The organism is Streptomyces cavernae (assembly GCF_004023625.1).
GTDB lineage: Bacteria > Actinomycetota > Actinomycetes > Streptomycetales > Streptomycetaceae > Streptomyces > Streptomyces cavernae.
Window position 1 is genome coordinate 330,363 of the sequence record NZ_RPDJ01000006.1, and the last position, 15,402, is coordinate 345,764.

The following is a 15,402-nucleotide window of genomic DNA, read 5'->3' on the forward strand; positions in this document are numbered from 1 at the left end:
TTCACGTGAAACTTCCGGGCCAGGACGCCATCGCCCGCCAGGCGGACGAGCGTTTGGTGACCCATCGGGTCCAGCTGCCCAGAAAGATCGTCGAGCGTCCGATACGGCAGGTCGGCAGACGGCTGGTGATGGCCTTGCTGGTGCTCGTCGCGACGGCGTTCATCGTCTACGCCGACCACGACGGCTACAAGGACAGTTCCGACGGCGGCGTCGACCTGCTCGACTCCTTCTACTACGCCACCGTCACCCTCTCCACCACCGGATACGGCGACATCACCCCGGTCAGCGACGCCGCCCGGCTCACCAATATCTTCGTCATCACGCCCCTGCGCGTGCTGTTCCTGATCATCCTGGTCGGCACCACTCTCGAGGTCCTCACGGAGCGCACCCGGGAGGAGTGGCGGCTGTCTCGCTGGAGGGCGACCTTGAGGGATCACACCGTCGTTGTCGGGTTCGGGACCAAGGGTCGCTCGGCAATTCTGACCGTGTGCGCCACCGGGCTGAAGAAAGAGCAGGTCGTGGTCGTCGACCCCAGCTCGAAGGTGGTCGAGGCGGCGACGGCCGATGGGTACGCAGGGGTGGTCGGGGACGCGACCCGCAGTGATGTGCTGCTGCGGGCGGAGGTGCAGAAGGCCCGGCAGATCATCATCGCCACCCAGCGGGACGACACGGCCGTATTGGTCGCGCTGACCGCCCGGCAGCTCAACCGCGGGGCGAAGATCGTGGCCGCCGTGCGGGAGGAGGAGAACGCGCCGCTGCTCAAGCAGAGCGGGGCCGACGCCGTCATCACCAGCGCCAGCGCGGCCGGGCGGCTGCTCGGGCTGTCCGTGCTGAGCCCCGCCGCGGGCATGGTGATGGAGGACCTCATCCAGCAGGGCAGCGGGCTCGACATCGTCGAAAGGCCCGTCATAAAGGCCGAGGTGGGCAAGCGCGCTCGGGAGACGGAGGACCTGGTGGTGAGTGTCGTGCGCGGGCACCGGGTGCTCGGGTACGACGATCCGTCGATCGGGACCCTGCAGCTGACGGACCGTCTCATCACCATCGTGCGGGCCACGCCGGGCACGAAGACGACGCCCGATCTGCGGCCCCTCCCGCACGACTGAACCACCGTCGCGGGAGAGGCCGCCCGCCCTCGGTCACTTGCGGTTGTACAGCCGCATCGTCACCGGGCCGAAGACCAGCACGAACAGCCCGGCCCAGCCCAGCGACCAGGCGACCTCCGCCGTCGGCCAGTCACCCGCCATCAGACCGCGCACGGCGGACGCGAGATGGGTGATCGGACTGTTGTTGACGAAGGCCTGGAGCCAGCCCGGCATGGTCCTCGGGTCGACGAAGACGTTGGAGAGGAAGGTCAGCGGGAAGATCACCATCATGCTGACCCCCATCACCGACTTCTCGGTGCGCAGCAGCAGTCCGAACATCGTCCAGATCCACGAGAACGCGAACGAGAAGGCGACCAGCAGCGCGATCCCGGCGAGCACGCCCACGATCCCGCCGTCCGGGCGGTAGCCCAGGATCAGGCCGACCGTCAGCATCACGACGGACGCGATCGTGTAGCGCAGGGCGTCCCCCAGCAGATAGCCGACCATGGTCGACGGCCGCCAGATCGGCAGCGAACGGAAGCGGTCGAAGACACCCTTCTCGATGTCCGTGTTGACCGAGACGCCGGTGTACATCGTGATCATCACGACCGACATCACCAGGATCCCCGGCAGCAGGAACTGGATGTACTCCCTCGGCGACCCGGCCAGGGCGCCGCCGAAGAGGTAGGTGTACATCAGCACCATCATGATCGGGAACGCGGTGACGTCGAAGAGCTGTTCCGGGACGTGCTTGATCTTGAGGATGGCCCGCCAGCCGAAGGTCAGCGACGCCGACAGGGCGCTGGGCCGCGGCGGCCGCTCCTTGGCGACGAGCAGCGCGGCCAGCGACTCGGCGCTGACGGGGGCGAGTTCCTTGCTCTCGGTGCTGGTCGCGGTGCTCATGCGGCCGCCTCGTCCTTCGTGTCGTGCCCGGCGGTGCCTGCGGCACCGTCGGTGTCGCGGGCCTGGGTGTCGTGTCCGGTGAGGGCGAGGAAGACCTCGTCCAGGCTGGGCTGTCCCAGCGAGAAGTTGTCGACGGTGATGCCGCTGCGGGCCAGCTCGGCGAGGGCGCGGGCGGCCTGCTCGGCGGCGCCCTGACCGTTCGCCGATCCCGTGCCGACGCGGGCCGTCAGGGCCACCGGATCGGGTTCCAGCTGCACGTCCGCGTCCAGGGCCAGCCGCAGCACCTCCCGCGCCTGCGGGCGCTGCTCCGGGTCCCGCAGCCGCAGATGGACGGAGCCGGCGCCGACGGAGGACTTCAGCTCGCCCTTGGTCCCTTCGGCGATCACCTTGCCCCGGTCGATGACGGCGATCCGGGACGCCAGCTGGTCGGCCTCGTCGAGGTACTGCGTGGTCAGCAGCACGGTGGTGCCCTGGGCGACCACCGCGCGCACGATGTCCCAGACGTGGTTGCGGCTGCGCGGGTCGAGGCCGGTGGTCGGCTCGTCCAGGAAGAGCAGGTCGGGGGTGTTGAGGATGGACGCGGCGATGTCGATGCGGCGCCGCATGCCGCCCGAGTAGTGCTTGACCTGCTTGCCCGCGGCCTCGGTCAGCCCGAAGGCCTCCAGCAGCTGCTGTGCGCGCAGCTGCGCGGCGCGCTTGCCGTGGCCGAGGAGGCGGGCCAGCAGGACCAGGTTCTCGGTGCCGGTCAGGTCCTCGTCCACGGACGCGTACTGGCCGGTGAGGCTGACCCGGCTGCGCACCTGGTCCGCCTCGCGGACGACGTCGTGGCCGAAGACGTGCGCCTGGCCGCCGTCGGGGCGCAGCAGGGTGGCGAGCATCTTCACGGTGGTGGTCTTGCCCGCGCCGTTGGGGCCGAGGACGCCGTAGACCGTGCCGGCGGGCACGGAGAGGTCGACGCCGTCGACGGCCCGCGTCGTGCCGAAAGTCTTCACCAGGCCCGCGGTCTCGATCGCGAGCCCGGATGGGTGTGCACTCATCTGTCGGAGTCCTTCCGCGTACGGGGGCTACGGAAGGCAGACCCCCAGGGGCGCGCAAACTCATCGTCAACGGTACGGAAAATCGGCTCGCGGTCACCTTCTTTACGGGAATGGGCCAGCTTGGCGCGAACCGGCTGAGGGGTCCTTGCACTATGAGCGTCCGATGAGGTCGCGTGGTCTGGTGCCGTGCATCGCAAGGCGCCGGAGAGCCCTGGATGGGGGTGCCCCCTGTTCGAGCGGAGCCGAAAGCTTGGGGGAGGAGCTACCTGGGCTTTTCGGCAACGCGGCGATGGGGGTGCCCCCTGCTCGAGCGCAGCCGAGAGCTTGGGGGAGCGGTGCCAGGCCGCGCGACCCGGGCGGGCATAGTGCAAGGACCCCTGAGGCGGGGGGTACCTCGGCAAGGGCCCGTCCGGACCGTGGGCGGAAGCGGCCCGTGCAGGCCCCGCCGAGCCCGGATCCCATGAGGAGTAGCGTCCCTTTTCATGTACGCGATCACGATTCCCGAACCCGGTGGTCCCGAGGCGCTGGTGTGGGCCGAGGTCCCCGATCCGGTGCCCGGCGAGGGCGAAGTACTCGTCGACGTGGCGGCGAGCGCCGTCAACCGCGCCGATCTGCTGCAGCGGCAGGGCTTCTACGACCCGCCGCCCGGCGCTCCCCCGTACCCGGGCCTGGAGTGCTCGGGCCGGATCTCCGCGCTCGGCCCCGGGGTCTCCGGGTGGGACGTCGGCGACGAGGTCTGCGCGCTGCTCGCCGGTGGCGGTTACGCCGAGAAGGTCGCCGTCCCGGCCGGTCAGCTGCTGCCCGTGCCGGATGGCGTCCCGCTCACCCGGGCCGCGGCGCTGCCCGAGGTGGCCTGCACGGTCTGGTCGAACGTCTTCATGATCGCCCATCTGCGTCCGGGCGAGACCCTGCTCGTGCACGGCGGGGCCAGCGGCATCGGCACGATGGCGATCCAGCTGGCCAAGGCCGTCGGGGCGAAGGTCGCCGTCACCGCCGGCGGCAGGGAAAAGCTGGAGCGGTGCCGTGAGCTGGGCGCGGACGTGCTCATCGACTACCGCGAGCAGGACTTCGTCGAGGAGATGCGGCGGGCCACGGACGGGGCGGGCGCCGACGTGATCCTCGACATCATCGGGGCCCGCTATCTGGAGCGGAACGTGAAGGCGCTCGCCGTCAACGGTCGGCTCGCGGTCATCGGTCTGCAGGGCGGGGTGAAGGGCGAGCTGAACCTCGGTGCGCTGCTGGCCAAGCGTGGCGCCATCACCGCCACCTCGCTGCGCGGGCGACCGCTCGGGGAGAAGGCGGCGATCGTCGCGGCGGTCCGCGAGCACGTGTGGCCGCTGATCACGGCCGGGCGGGTGCGGGCGGTCGTCGACCGGGAGGCGCCCATGCGGGAGGCGGCCGAGGGCCATCGGGTGCTGGAGGAGGGCGGGCACGTGGGGAAGGTGGTGCTGACTCTCGCCTGAACGCGGTCCGCGGGTGCGGCGGAGAACCCCGACGGCCGGGTCAGCCGCGTGGTACCCGTCGCAGGCGCGCCCGTGGGCCGGGGCCGGGGCAGGCGTGGGGTAAGCCGTGGGAGGTGCTCGTGGGCCGGGGCCGGACAGGCGTGGGGTAAGCCGTGGGAGGTGCTCGTGGGCCGCTCGGGCCGGGTCAGCCGCGTCGTACCCGCAGGCCCACGAATGCCAGGCCCAGGCCCGCTCCGATGAGGATCAGTCCGCTGCCCAGCGGAAGCACCCGCAGGACCGGCTCGGTGGAGGCGGGCGGCAGGCCGCGGCCGGTGGGCAGTGCGGCGTCCCGGGAGGGGGCCACGGCGGGGGGCGCCTCGGCGGTGTAGGTCGGCACGGCCTCCGGTGGCGGGGGCTCGTTGCGTCCCGGGCGCTCACGTCCCTCCCCGTAGCGGCTTCCCGCGCGGGACGCGCCCTGGCCGGGGTCGGTGTCCGCCGCGTGGGCGGGGTGGACGGACGCGGCCGCCAGGACCAGCAGCAGGCAGGCGGTGCGCGGTGCGCGGAGCCACGGTGTCACGTCGGCGACCTCCTCCCGGTGCGAGGAGCGAAAACGGAGCGGAGACGGACGAAGACGGGGCGAAGACGGAGCGAAGAGCGAGGGGGAGGCGGGGCGAAGACGGAGCGAAGAGCGAGGGGGAGGCGGGGCGGAAGCCGGGGCGAAGGCGGGCGAAGGCGAAGCGAAGACGGCACAAGCCTCACACGGTTGTTCCGGTCCGGCATCTCGGACGGTCTTGCGCACCCGGAAGCTCCGGGTACCAATACCGGTTATGTCGATACGTCACGGCCTCCTGGCGCTCCTGGAACGCGGCCCCTGTTACGGCGCGCGTCTGCGCACCGAGTTCGAGTCGCGCACCGGCGCCACCTGGCCGCTGAACGTCGGTCAGGTGTACACGACGCTGGCCCGGCTGGAACGGGACGGCATGGTCGTGCAGGAGGGCACGGACGAGGCGGGCAGGGCGCTGTACGCGCTGACCGACGACGGGCGGGCTGAGCTGCGGTCCTGGTACGCGCGGCCCGTGGAGCGGACCAGCCCGCCGCGGGACGAGCTGGCCATCAAGCTGGCGATGGCGGTCGCGGCGCCCGGCGTCGACGTACGGGAGGTCATGGAGGCCCAGCGGCGGCACGTCTCGGAGGCGATGCACACCTACACGCGGCTGCGCGCGCAGGTGCTGGCGGACACGCCCGCGCACCGGGACGAGGTGGCCCGGCTGCTCGTCCTGGAGCACCTCGTCTTCACCGCGGAGGCCGAGGCGCGCTGGCTCGATCACTGTGAGGCCCGTCTGGTGCGCCTGGCGGAGGCAGCGGCTACGGAACCCCCGGGCCCTTGAGGCGGGGGCGCCACGGTGATGAGGTGGGTGCGTGCGAGAGAATGGCGGCATGGAGATGCCGAGGAACGAAAGGTCGCAGGAGAGCCCCCAGGTCCTGGTCGTGGGCCAGGATGGGATGGCGCTCGGTGGCGGAGGAGACGAGGACTCCCGCGAGGTCCCGGTGACGGACATGGTGGAACAGCCGGCCAAGGTCATGCGCATCGGCAGCATGATCAAGCAGCTGCTCGAGGAGGTGCGGGCGGCTCCCCTCGACGAGGCGAGCCGGGTCCGGCTGAAGGAGATCCACGCCAGCTCCGTCAAGGAACTCGAGGACGGTCTGGCCCCGGAGCTGGTTGAGGAGCTGGAGCGGCTCTCCCTGCCCTTCACGGACGAGGCGGTTCCCAGTGACGCGGAACTGCGGATCGCGCAGGCCCAGTTGGTCGGCTGGCTGGAGGGCCTGTTCCATGGCATCCAGACGGCCTTGTTCGCCCAGCAGATGGCGGCGCGGGCCCAGCTGGAGCAGATGCGCCGTGCGCTCCCGCCGGGGATCGTCAGCGAGGACGGCCCCGACCAGCGGACAGGGCGTTCGGGAGGCCCGTACCTCTAGGAACCCCCTTTCTGAGCGTTCTTTCGGACCACGGAGGGTCCGCGACGCCGACGCGCGTACCACACCTGTCGAAAAGCCGTGTGGCAGCACGCAGGTGCTGCCACACGGTGCTGAGGAAGCCTATGGTCCTCAGGCGTAGAACGGGTTCAGCGGACCGACGGAGCCGCAGTTGGGAGCCTGGAGGAACGTGGTGCCGTTGAAGGTGCCCACCTCGATGGAGGCCCGCTTGATGCCACGGGAGTCCTCGGCGTAGGTGTCCCACGAGTCGATGGCCCCGGAGCCCCCGTAGACGTGGCGCCAGCCCCAGTGCTTCACCTCGTTGTTCGCCGTGACGGTCACCAGACGGATGGCCGGGTGCCAACCGTCCGCGTCTGTGTCCTTGGCCCAGAGATGGACGTTGGTCAGCTTGGTCTTGCTGGCCCAGGTCCAGCTTCCGGTGCCCCTGCCCGCCGACATCGAGCAGCCGACGTCGGCTGTGGCCGCCGCCGCGGGCGTCGCGATCACCGGCACCAGAAAGGCCGCGGCGACGCCGGCCAGGGCGACGGTCGCTCTGCGCACGCGCATGTACTCCCCCTACTTTTCGGTCATCCGGACTTGTTGGAGATCGAAAAGTTATGCAGGAAGTGATCTTTTGTAAAGCAATCGGTCTTGGTGCGGGGCGCGGATCAGGGTGGGTTGCCCGTGGAGATGTCGAACTGGATGGTCGGCGGCTCGTCCGGGTCGAAGTCCGTGCCTGCCTTGGGGGACTGCCGCATCACGGTGTCCTGCCCGTAGGTGTTCTCGTTGACGGGGTTCTTGTCGTAGCGCCAGCCCGCGGCCTGGAGACAGGACAGGACCGAATCCCAGTTCTTGTAGACGAAGTTGGGCATCTTGACCTGTTCCTCGTCGTTGAAGGACTCCTGCGGCTCGGTGCACTTCGTCGTCTCGATCGTCCTCGTGGTCTCCGGTCCCTTGTGACCGGCCACCACCGACACGGACGGCGAGGAAGTGGCGTCCGCGGAGCCGCCCTTTCCCTCGTCGCCCGCGTTGAGGATCAGCGCCGCGACCAGGCCGCCGATCGCGAGCAGCGCGACGGCGACGGAACCGGCGATCACCGGAGTGTTGCTCTTCGTGCCGCCGCCCCCGGTGGGCACCGGTGTCGCCGGCTGCGGGGAGATCAGGTACGGCGGCGGGGTCTGCGCGCCGGACTGCGGGGAGTACGCCGCCGGGGTCGGGTAGCCGCCCTGGTGCGGATAGCCGTACCCCTGTGGCGGAGTCCCCACGGGCGCGGGATTCACTTGCGGATTCGCGGGAGCAACCGGATTCGCCTCAGAAGCCGCCGGCGGGCCGTAGGGGCCCGGCTGATAGGGCGTCTGGACCGGGCCCGTGGGCGCCGGAGAAGCGGTGTCGACCGGCGGGAACACCGCGGACGCGACGCCGGCGCCGTTCGGCGTCCGGGCCCCGGGCACGATGCTCGGCGCGACCGACTGCAGCGACTGGGCCACCCGCAGGCACTCGTCACGCATCGCCTCGGCGCTCGGGAAGCGTTCGTTCGGGTTCTTCTTCAGCGCACGAGCCACCAGCGCGTCCACCGCCGGCGGCAGCGAACGGTTGATGGCGGAGGGCGCGACCGGTGGCTCCTGCACATGCGCGTACGCGATGGCGAGCGGCGAGTCCGCCTCGAAGGGCAGCCGGCCGGTGACGAGTTGGAACAGCATGATGCCGACGGAGTACAGGTCGCTGCGCGCGTCCACGCCCCGGCCGAGCGCCTGCTCCGGAGAGAGGTACTGCGGGGTGCCGACCACCATGCCGGTCTGTGTCATGGAGGTCACACCGGACTGCATCGCCCGGGCGATGCCGAAGTCCATCACCTTGACGACGCCGCGCTTGGTCACCATCACGTTGCCCGGCTTGATGTCCCGGTGCACCAGCCCCATCTCGTGGCTGATCTCCAGGGCCGCCAGCACATCCGCGGTGACCTTCAGCGCCTTCTCCGCGGGCATCGCGCCGTAGCGCGCGATGTCGGAGTCGAGGACCGAGCCGAGCGGCGTGCCCTCGACGTACTCCATGACGATGTAGGGGGTTGCCGTGCCCTCGAGGTCGTCCTCGCCGGTGTCGAAGACGGAGACGATGTTGGTGTGCGTGAGTTTCGCCACCGCCTGGGCCTCGCGGCGGAAACGCTCACGGAAAGCCTGCTCGCGTCCGAGTTCGGTGTGCAGGGTCTTGATCGCGACCGGCCGGTCGAGCACCGAGTCGTGGGCGAGGTGCACCGAGGCCATGCCGCCCTGGCCGAGGAGGTCACGCAGTTGGTACCGGCCACCGGCCACCGAACGCCCCGCGTACCTGCCTTGAGCGCCGTCCTGGCTCATGTCCTGCGTCCCCCATCGGCACTCGGCAGCTGCTCGTGTGCTTCCGCGATCACTGGTCGGCTGCGCTTCCCGGCGCTCTTCCCGGCCAAGTCTGCCCCAGGGCCAAGACACGTCAAGCGCGGTGCCCGTTCCGTGACCGTACGCGAAAGAAGCGTCGCGGAAGCGTTACGAGGGCCGTACGCCCGGAACACAGAATTTGCACCCGGACACCCCCTGCGGGTTTCCTGAAGGCTCGCTGCGGGTTTCATGGCCGGTCCATCCCGGACCAAATGGCCGGTCCATCACGGACCGGAGTGTCGTACGGAGGCTGTAGCGTGGGCCGACGGAGACCGTAAAACCACCGCGCGTACTCCGACAGTGCGGACAGAGAACGGCGAGGACTGATGGCACAGCAGCAGCGCGCTCAGGGCCCGTCCGACCCCGAGGCGGCTGGCGGCGGTATGTCAGATACGCCGGACATGTGGGGTAACGGCGGGCTGGTCGGGGACGGCCGGTACCGGCTGACACGCAAGCTCGGCCGGGGCGGCATGGCAGACGTGTACGCGGCCGAGGACGTCCGGCTCGGGCGCACCGTCGCCGTCAAGCTGCTCCGCGGCGACCTGGCCGAGGATCCCGTGTCCAAAGCGCGTTTCACGCGCGAGGCGCAGTCGGTGGCAGGCCTCAACCACCACGCGGTGGTGGCGGTCTACGACTCCGGTGAGGACATGATCGGCGGCAACGTGGTGCCGTACATCGTCATGGAGCTGGTCGAGGGCCGTACGATCCGCGATCTGCTGATCAACGCCGAGGCGCCCGGCCCGGAGCAGGCCCTGATCATCGTCTCCGGTGTGCTGGAGGCGCTCGCCTACTCGCACCAACACGGCATCGTGCACCGCGACATCAAGCCGGCCAACGTCATCATCACCAACAACGGCGCCGTGAAGGTGATGGACTTCGGCATCGCGCGCGCCCTGCACGGGGCGTCCACCACGATGACGCAGACCGGCATGGTCATGGGCACCCCGCAGTACCTGTCGCCGGAACAGGCGCTGGGCAAGGCGGTCGACCACCGCTCGGACCTGTACGCGACGGGCTGTCTGCTCTACGAACTCCTCGCGCTGCGCCCCCCGTTCACCGGTGAGACCCCGCTGTCGGTCGTCTACCAGCACGTCCAGGACGCCCCGGTGCCGCCCTCGGAGGCCTCGGACGCGGCACCGCCGGAGCTCGACGGGCTGGTCATGCGCTCGCTCGCGAAGGACCCGGACGACCGCTTCCAGACCGCGGAGGAGATGCGCGGCCTGGTCCAGTACGGGCTGCAGATGCTGTACGAGCAGGGCAGCCACACGGGCACCTGGAACACCGGCCCGGTGGACATGCACGAGCGCGGCCACACCCCGGCGGCAGGTTTCGCGGGCACCGGTGTACTGCCGCACCCCGGCGGTGACTCCGGCACCAGCCAGATCGCCTCGCCGATCCTGCCTCCCAGGGGCGGCGACGACGGCGGTTTCGAGGGGAACGGCAACGGCGGCGCCGGCCGCGGCAAGCTGTGGATCCTCGCCGTGCTGGCGGTGATCGCCATAGGGTCGGGCGTCGCTCTCGCCCTGCAGAGCGGCGGCGGTGGCAAGACGGAACAGCCGCAGACGCCGACGGTTTCGACGCCCAGCAAGGAGCAGAAGTCCAGCGCCGACGTCTCTGAGGAGCCGTCGAACGAGGCCTCGGTCGAGGAGAACACCTCGGGCGGCGGCGGTGGCGGCGAGGAGTCCACGCCCTCCGAGACCCCCACCGAGTCCGAGTCGCAGGCGGAGCCGTCGGACACGGATCCGGAGCCGACGGGCACGGATCCGGAGCCGACGGGCACGGATCCGGAGCCGACGGGCACGGATCCGGAGCCGACGGGTACGGCGAGCCAGCCGACCGGCGAGGAGAACGGCGGAGCCGGGGGAGGCGGGGACACGGCCGGCGGCGAGGGTCTCTGACCCCGACGCCAACCCCGGTACCCGCCGCGGCCACGGCCCCGGCGGCACCGACAGACCTCCACGCGCGCGTGTGGCCCGGAAGCGGGCTCCACGCGCGCGTGTCGTCTCCGGGGCCGTCACCTGTGCGGATCCGCCCCAGGAACGCCTGTACGACGCTCAGAAGGGCCCACAGGCGGGCTGCCGGGCGCCCGCAGCGCCTCACGGAGAGCGGTCGCGGCATGCGGACTGGAGGGTGATGGGCGTGGCACCCGGCAGATCGTAGGGCACCGCAGGGGCCCATGAGCTCGGCTTCGTCACCCGGAGTGCTTCGATCCCCACTTGGTGTGACCTTCCGTGACGTGTGCTGTCGGCTCTCGTGCGGGGCACCCGACGCGCCCGGAGAGGGCCGTCCGGGCCATCGGAGCCCCCGGACGGAGCAGTCGATCAGGCCCTTCCCGAGCCCGGGGTGGCCGGGATAACGTGCCGGTGTTCCGGCCCCCTGCAAGGCTGTGACCAGTGCCTGTTCCCGACGCCTGCGGGGTACTCGGTCTTCCAAGTACCTTTTACTTGGAAATCCAAGCAAAAATCGCAGGTCAGGAGGGGTTTCACAGAAATGTGAGGCACTGGGTAACGTGCCCTGTGCAGGGCGCTCGCCGGGGCACCTGTCACGCCTGTTCCGACCGGGCCGCACCCACCCCGTGCGTCCGTGCGGGCGGGCGAGCCTCCCCGAGCTCCGCAGACTCTGAGGAGCGGAGGGACCCCCAGGCACCCGGCGAACCCGGGAGCCGGACCGACGGAGGAGCACACGTGACCGTGGAGAGCACTGCCGCGCGCAAACCGCGACGCAGCGCCGGTACGAAGCGCACCAGCGCCAGGAAGTCACCGAGCACAGAGCCCGCACTCGTTCAGCTTCTGACGCCCGAGGGCAAGCGGGTCAGGACGGCGCAGAACGCGGAGTACGAACCGTACGTCGAGGCCGTCACCCCCGAAGAGCTGCGCGGACTGTACCGGGACATGGTGCTGACCCGCCGCTTCGACGCCGAGGCCACCTCCCTGCAGCGCCAGGGCGAGCTGGGCCTGTGGGCCTCGCTGCTCGGCCAGGAGGCCGCCCAGATCGGCTCCGGGCGGGCCCTGCGCGACGACGACTACGTCTTCCCGACCTACCGCGAGCACGGCGTCGCCTGGTGCCGCGGGGTCGACCCCACCAATCTGCTCGGCATGTTCCGCGGTGTGAACAACGGCGGCTGGGACCCCAACGGCAACAATTTCCATCTGTACACGATCGTCATCGGCTCGCAGACCCTGCACGCCACCGGCTACGCCATGGGCATCGCCAAGGACGGCGCCGACTCCGCCGTGATCGCGTACTTCGGCGACGGCGCGTCCAGCCAGGGCGACGTCGCTGAATCGTTCACCTTCTCCGCCGTCTACAACGCCCCCGTCGTGTTCTTCTGCCAGAACAACCAGTGGGCGATCTCCGAACCCACCGAGAAGCAGACCCGGGTGCCGCTCTACCAGCGCGCGCAGGGCTTCGGCTTCCCGGGCGTCCGCGTCGACGGCAACGACGTCCTCGCCTGCCTCGCCGTCACCAGGTGGGCCCTGGAGCGGGCCCGCCGGGGCGAGGGACCCACGCTGGTGGAGGCGTTCACCTACCGCATGGGCGCCCACACCACCTCCGACGACCCGACCCGCTACCGCCACGACGACGAGCGGGCCGCCTGGGAGGCGAAGGACCCGATCGCCCGCCTGCGCAGCTACCTCGAGTCCGAAACCGACACGCCCCAGGAGCTCGAGGGCTTCTTCGCGGAACTCGAGACCGAGAGCGAGGCGTTGGGAAGGCGAGTGCGCGAAGTGGTGCGAGCCATGCCGGACCCGGACCACTTCGCCATCTTCGAGAACGTGTACGCGGACGGACACGCGCTGGTCGACGAGGAGCGCGCACAGTTCGCCGCGTACCAGGCGTCGTTCGCGGACGTGGAAGGGGGCAAGTGACATGGCCGAGAAGATGGCGCTCGCCAAGGCGATCAACGAGTCGCTGCGCAAGGCCCTCGAAGCCGACCCCAAGGTCCTGATCATGGGTGAGGACGTCGGCAAGCTCGGCGGTGTCTTCCGGGTCACGGACGGTCTGCAGAAGGACTTCGGCGAGGACCGGGTCATCGACACCCCGCTCGCCGAGTCCGGCATCGTGGGCACCGCGATCGGCCTGGCGCTGCGCGGTTACCGCCCGGTGGTGGAGATCCAGTTCGACGGTTTCGTCTTCCCGGCCTACGACCAGATCGTCACCCAGCTCGCGAAGATGCACGCGCGTTCCCTCGGCAAGGTCAAGCTCCCGGTCGTCGTGCGCATCCCCTACGGCGGCGGCATCGGCGCGGTCGAGCACCACAGCGAGTCCCCCGAGGCGCTGTTCGCGCATGTCGCGGGCCTGAAGATCGCCTCCCCGTCCAACGCGTCGGACGCGTACTGGATGATGCAGCAGGCCATCCAGAGCGACGACCCGGTGATCTTCTTCGAGCCGAAGCGGCGCTACTGGGACAAGGCGGAGGTCAGCCGTGAGGCGATCCCCGACCCGCTGCACAAGGCGCGTGTGGTGCGCGAGGGCACCGATCTGACGCTGGCCGCCTACGGGCCGATGGTGAAGCTCTGCCACGAGGTGGCCCAGGCGGCCGCCGAGGAAGGCAAGTCCCTCGAAGTGCTGGACCTGCGCTCGGTCTCCCCGATCGACTTCGACTCCGTCCAGGCCTCGGTCCAGAAGACCGGCCGCCTGGTGGTGGTGCACGAGGCACCGGTGTTCTTCGGTTCGGGCGCGGAGATCGCGGCCCGGATCACCGAGCGGTGCTTCTACCACCTGGAGGCGCCCGTCCTGCGGGTCGGCGGCTACCACGCCCCGTACCCGCCGGCGCGCCTGGAGGAGGAGTACCTGCCGGGGCTTGACCGGGTGCTCGACGCCGTCGACCGCTCGCTGGCGTACTGAGGGAGAGGCCGTGACGACGATGACAGACACGTCCGTGCGGGAGTTCAAGATGCCCGACGTGGGCGAGGGACTCACCGAGGCCGAGATCCTCAAGTGGTACGTACAGCCCGGGGACCAGGTCAGCGACGGGCAGGTCGTCTGCGAGGTGGAGACCGCCAAGGCGGCGGTGGAACTGCCGATCCCGTACGACGGCGTGGTCCGCGAACTGCGCTTCGCCGAGGGCACGACGGTGGACGTCGGCCAGGTGATCATCTCGGTGGACGTGGGCGGGGGCGCTCCCGCCGCCGCCGAGACGGCACAGGCGGCCCCGCCGGCCCAGGAGGAGGCCCCCGCCGGACCGTCCGCGCAGCCCGCGGCCCCCGCCGGGTCGAAGGGCCGCAAGCCGGTCCTCGTCGGATACGGCGTCGCGGAGTCCTCCACCAGGCGCCGGCCCCGTAAGCCGGTCGAGCCCCCGCGTCAGGAGCCCTCCGCGGCGCCCGTGGCCCGGACCCCCGCAGCCCCGCAGCAGATCCCGGCACCGAAGCAGGCCCCGGTCCCGCAGCCGCCGGCCGACCCCTACGACGCCGCCACGGCGGTCCAGTCCGAGCTCAACGGCCACGGCCGTGAGGCCGCGCGCCCCCTGGCCAAGCCTCCGGTGCGCAAGCTGGCCAAGGACCTCGGGGTGGACCTGGCGACCGTCACCCCGTCCGGCCCGGACGGGATCATCACCCGCGAGGACGTGCACGCGGCGGTGGCCCCGGCCCCGGAGGCCGCGCCCGCTGCCACGCCCGTCGCCGCACCCGCCCCGGCGGTGACCGAGGTCCCGGCGCCCGCCGCGGCCTCGGACGCCCGGGAGACCCGGATTCCCATCAAGGGCGTCCGCAAGGCCACGGCCGCCGCGATGGTCGGCTCGGCCTTCACCGCACCGCACGTCACCGAGTTCGTGACGGTCGACGTGACGCGCACGATGCGGCTGGTCGAAGAGCTCAAGCGGGCCCCGGAGGACTACGGGTTCGAGGGCCTCAGGGTCAACCCGCTGCTGCTGATCGCCAAGGCGCTGCTGGTGGCGATCCGGCGCAATCCGGAGGTCAACGCCTCCTGGGACGAGGCGAACCAGGAGATCGTCCTCAAGCACTACGTCAACCTGGGCATCGCGGCGGCCACCCCGCGCGGTCTGATCGTGCCGAACATCAAGGACGCGCATGCCAAGACGCTGCCCGAACTGGCCGCGGCCCTGAGTGAGCTGGTGTCGACGGCCCGCGAGGGCAAGACGTCTCCGGCGGCGATGCAGGGCGGTACGGTCACCATCACCAACGTCGGTGTCTTCGGTGTCGACACCGGAACGCCCATCCTCAACCCCGGCGAGTCCGCGATCCTCGCGGTCGGCGCGATCAAGCTCCAGCCGTGGGTCCACAAGGGGAAGGTGAAGCCCCGCCAGGTCACCACCCTGGCGCTGTCCTTCGACCACCGTCTCATCGACGGCGAGCTGGGTTCCAGGCTTCTGGCCGATGTGGCGGCGCTCCTGGAGCAGCCGAAGCGGCTGATCACCTGGGCGTAGCCGGCCGCGCGCAGTGAGGAGGGGCCCACCGCACTCGCGGTGGGCCCCTCCTCACTGCGGTCGTTCCTGCCGGTGCGTCCGGCACGGCCGTTGTGGCCGGCACGGCCGGCGGGCCGGCCAACCTCGAAGCCGTGGGTCAGTTGCCCTTGCCGGCCGTGGGTCAGCCGACGTTGC

13 protein-coding genes are annotated in these 15,402 nt (G+C 70.7%); 8 read left to right on the plus strand and 5 right to left on the minus strand.

All coding sequences use genetic code 11. The annotated features are described in order from the left end of the window. Positions 1 to 5: 5 nt before the first annotated feature. Entirely contained in the window at positions 6 to 1,103 is a 1,098-nt protein-coding gene (locus tag EF387_RS18025) for a potassium channel family protein (protein ID WP_128377567.1), read from the plus strand. Between the two features lie 33 nt (positions 1,104 to 1,136). On the opposite strand, the gene EF387_RS18030 is transcribed toward EF387_RS18025, so the two are convergent. Both EF387_RS18030 and EF387_RS18035 read right to left on the minus strand, forming a co-directional pair. Next, positions 1,137 to 1,985: an ABC transporter permease gene (locus EF387_RS18030; protein WP_128377568.1), complete on the minus strand. Its 849-nt coding sequence runs from the start codon at positions 1,983 to 1,985 to the stop codon at positions 1,137 to 1,139. Further along, positions 1,982 to 3,022 carry an ATP-binding cassette domain-containing protein gene (locus tag EF387_RS18035; protein WP_128377569.1) on the minus strand — a complete coding sequence of 347 codons (1,041 nt, stop codon included), beginning with the start codon at positions 3,020 to 3,022 and terminating at the stop codon, positions 1,982 to 1,984. The genes EF387_RS18030 and EF387_RS18035 overlap by 4 nt, the downstream gene beginning before the upstream one ends. 482 nt (positions 3,023 to 3,504) lie before the next feature. On the opposite strand from EF387_RS18035, the gene EF387_RS18040 reads away from it, so the two are divergent. Continuing rightward, positions 3,505 to 4,485, plus strand: a complete 981-nt coding sequence (locus tag EF387_RS18040; protein ID WP_128377570.1) for an NAD(P)H-quinone oxidoreductase — start codon at positions 3,505 to 3,507, stop codon at positions 4,483 to 4,485. 184 nt (positions 4,486 to 4,669) lie between these two features. Here the strand turns inward: EF387_RS18040 and EF387_RS47480 are convergent, their stop codons facing one another. Then, positions 4,670 to 5,041 carry a hypothetical protein gene (locus tag EF387_RS47480; protein ID WP_202918299.1) on the minus strand — a complete coding sequence of 124 codons (372 nt, stop codon included), beginning with the start codon at positions 5,039 to 5,041 and terminating at the stop codon, positions 4,670 to 4,672. A 250-nt stretch (positions 5,042 to 5,291) separates the two neighbouring features. On the opposite strand from EF387_RS47480, the gene EF387_RS18050 reads away from it, so the two are divergent. Further along, the gene (locus EF387_RS18050; protein ID WP_128377571.1) at positions 5,292 to 5,852 is read left to right on the plus strand and encodes a PadR family transcriptional regulator; all 561 of its coding nucleotides are present in this window, start codon (positions 5,292 to 5,294) and stop codon (positions 5,850 to 5,852) included. Between the two features lie 49 nt (positions 5,853 to 5,901). After that, positions 5,902 to 6,438, plus strand: a complete 537-nt coding sequence (locus EF387_RS18055; protein ID WP_128377572.1) for a bacterial proteasome activator family protein — start codon at positions 5,902 to 5,904, stop codon at positions 6,436 to 6,438. A 129-nt stretch (positions 6,439 to 6,567) separates the two neighbouring features. Here EF387_RS18055 and EF387_RS18060 read toward each other — a convergent pair whose 3' ends face one another. After that, positions 6,568 to 7,002 carry a hypothetical protein gene (locus EF387_RS18060; RefSeq protein ID WP_155589769.1) on the minus strand — a complete coding sequence of 145 codons (435 nt, stop codon included), beginning with the start codon at positions 7,000 to 7,002 and terminating at the stop codon, positions 6,568 to 6,570. Positions 7,003 to 7,103: 101 nt separating this feature from the next. Beyond that, positions 7,104 to 8,786 carry a protein kinase domain-containing protein gene (locus EF387_RS18065; RefSeq protein ID WP_128377574.1) on the minus strand — a complete coding sequence of 561 codons (1,683 nt, stop codon included), beginning with the start codon at positions 8,784 to 8,786 and terminating at the stop codon, positions 7,104 to 7,106. A 383-nt stretch (positions 8,787 to 9,169) separates the two neighbouring features. Between EF387_RS18065 and EF387_RS18070 the strand changes: the two genes are divergently transcribed. The 4 genes from EF387_RS18070 to EF387_RS18085 all read left to right on the plus strand — a co-directional run bounded on the left by EF387_RS18070 (position 9,170) and on the right by EF387_RS18085 (position 15,228). Continuing rightward, positions 9,170 to 10,741, plus strand: coding sequence for a protein kinase domain-containing protein (locus EF387_RS18070; RefSeq protein ID WP_128377575.1), 1,572 nt, complete (start codon positions 9,170 to 9,172; stop codon positions 10,739 to 10,741). 786 nt (positions 10,742 to 11,527) lie between these two features. Beyond that, positions 11,528 to 12,712 (plus strand): pyruvate dehydrogenase (acetyl-transferring) E1 component subunit alpha, encoded by a 1,185-nt coding sequence (gene pdhA, locus EF387_RS18075; protein WP_128377576.1) that lies wholly within the window; start codon positions 11,528 to 11,530, stop codon positions 12,710 to 12,712. A gap of 1 nt (position 12,713) precedes the next feature. Continuing rightward, complete coding sequence (locus tag EF387_RS18080) at positions 12,714 to 13,691, plus strand: alpha-ketoacid dehydrogenase subunit beta (protein WP_128377577.1); 978 nt, start codon at positions 12,714 to 12,716, stop codon at positions 13,689 to 13,691. Between the two features lie 10 nt (positions 13,692 to 13,701). Then, the gene (locus tag EF387_RS18085) at positions 13,702 to 15,228 is read left to right on the plus strand and encodes a dihydrolipoamide acetyltransferase family protein (protein WP_128377578.1); all 1,527 of its coding nucleotides are present in this window, start codon (positions 13,702 to 13,704) and stop codon (positions 15,226 to 15,228) included. The last annotated feature ends 174 nt before the right edge of the window (positions 15,229 to 15,402 follow it).

Coding starts and splice junctions, on each gene's coding strand:
- EF387_RS18030 (WP_128377568.1), bottom strand. CDS start 1,985: ATGAGCACCGCGACCAGCACCGAGAGCAAGGAACTCGCCCCCGTCAGC.
- EF387_RS18035 (WP_128377569.1), bottom strand. CDS start 3,022: ATGAGTGCACACCCATCCGGGCTCGCGATCGAGACCGCGGGCCTGGTG.
- EF387_RS18040 (WP_128377570.1), top strand. CDS start 3,505: ATGTACGCGATCACGATTCCCGAACCCGGTGGTCCCGAGGCGCTGGTG.
- EF387_RS18050 (WP_128377571.1), top strand. CDS start 5,292: ATGTCGATACGTCACGGCCTCCTGGCGCTCCTGGAACGCGGCCCCTGT.
- EF387_RS18055 (WP_128377572.1), top strand. CDS start 5,902: ATGGAGATGCCGAGGAACGAAAGGTCGCAGGAGAGCCCCCAGGTCCTG.
- EF387_RS18060 (WP_155589769.1), bottom strand. CDS start 7,002: ATGCGCGTGCGCAGAGCGACCGTCGCCCTGGCCGGCGTCGCCGCGGCC.
- EF387_RS18065 (WP_128377574.1), bottom strand. CDS start 8,786: ATGAGCCAGGACGGCGCTCAAGGCAGGTACGCGGGGCGTTCGGTGGCC.
- EF387_RS18070 (WP_128377575.1), top strand. CDS start 9,170: ATGGCACAGCAGCAGCGCGCTCAGGGCCCGTCCGACCCCGAGGCGGCT.
- EF387_RS18080 (WP_128377577.1), top strand. CDS start 12,714: ATGGCCGAGAAGATGGCGCTCGCCAAGGCGATCAACGAGTCGCTGCGC.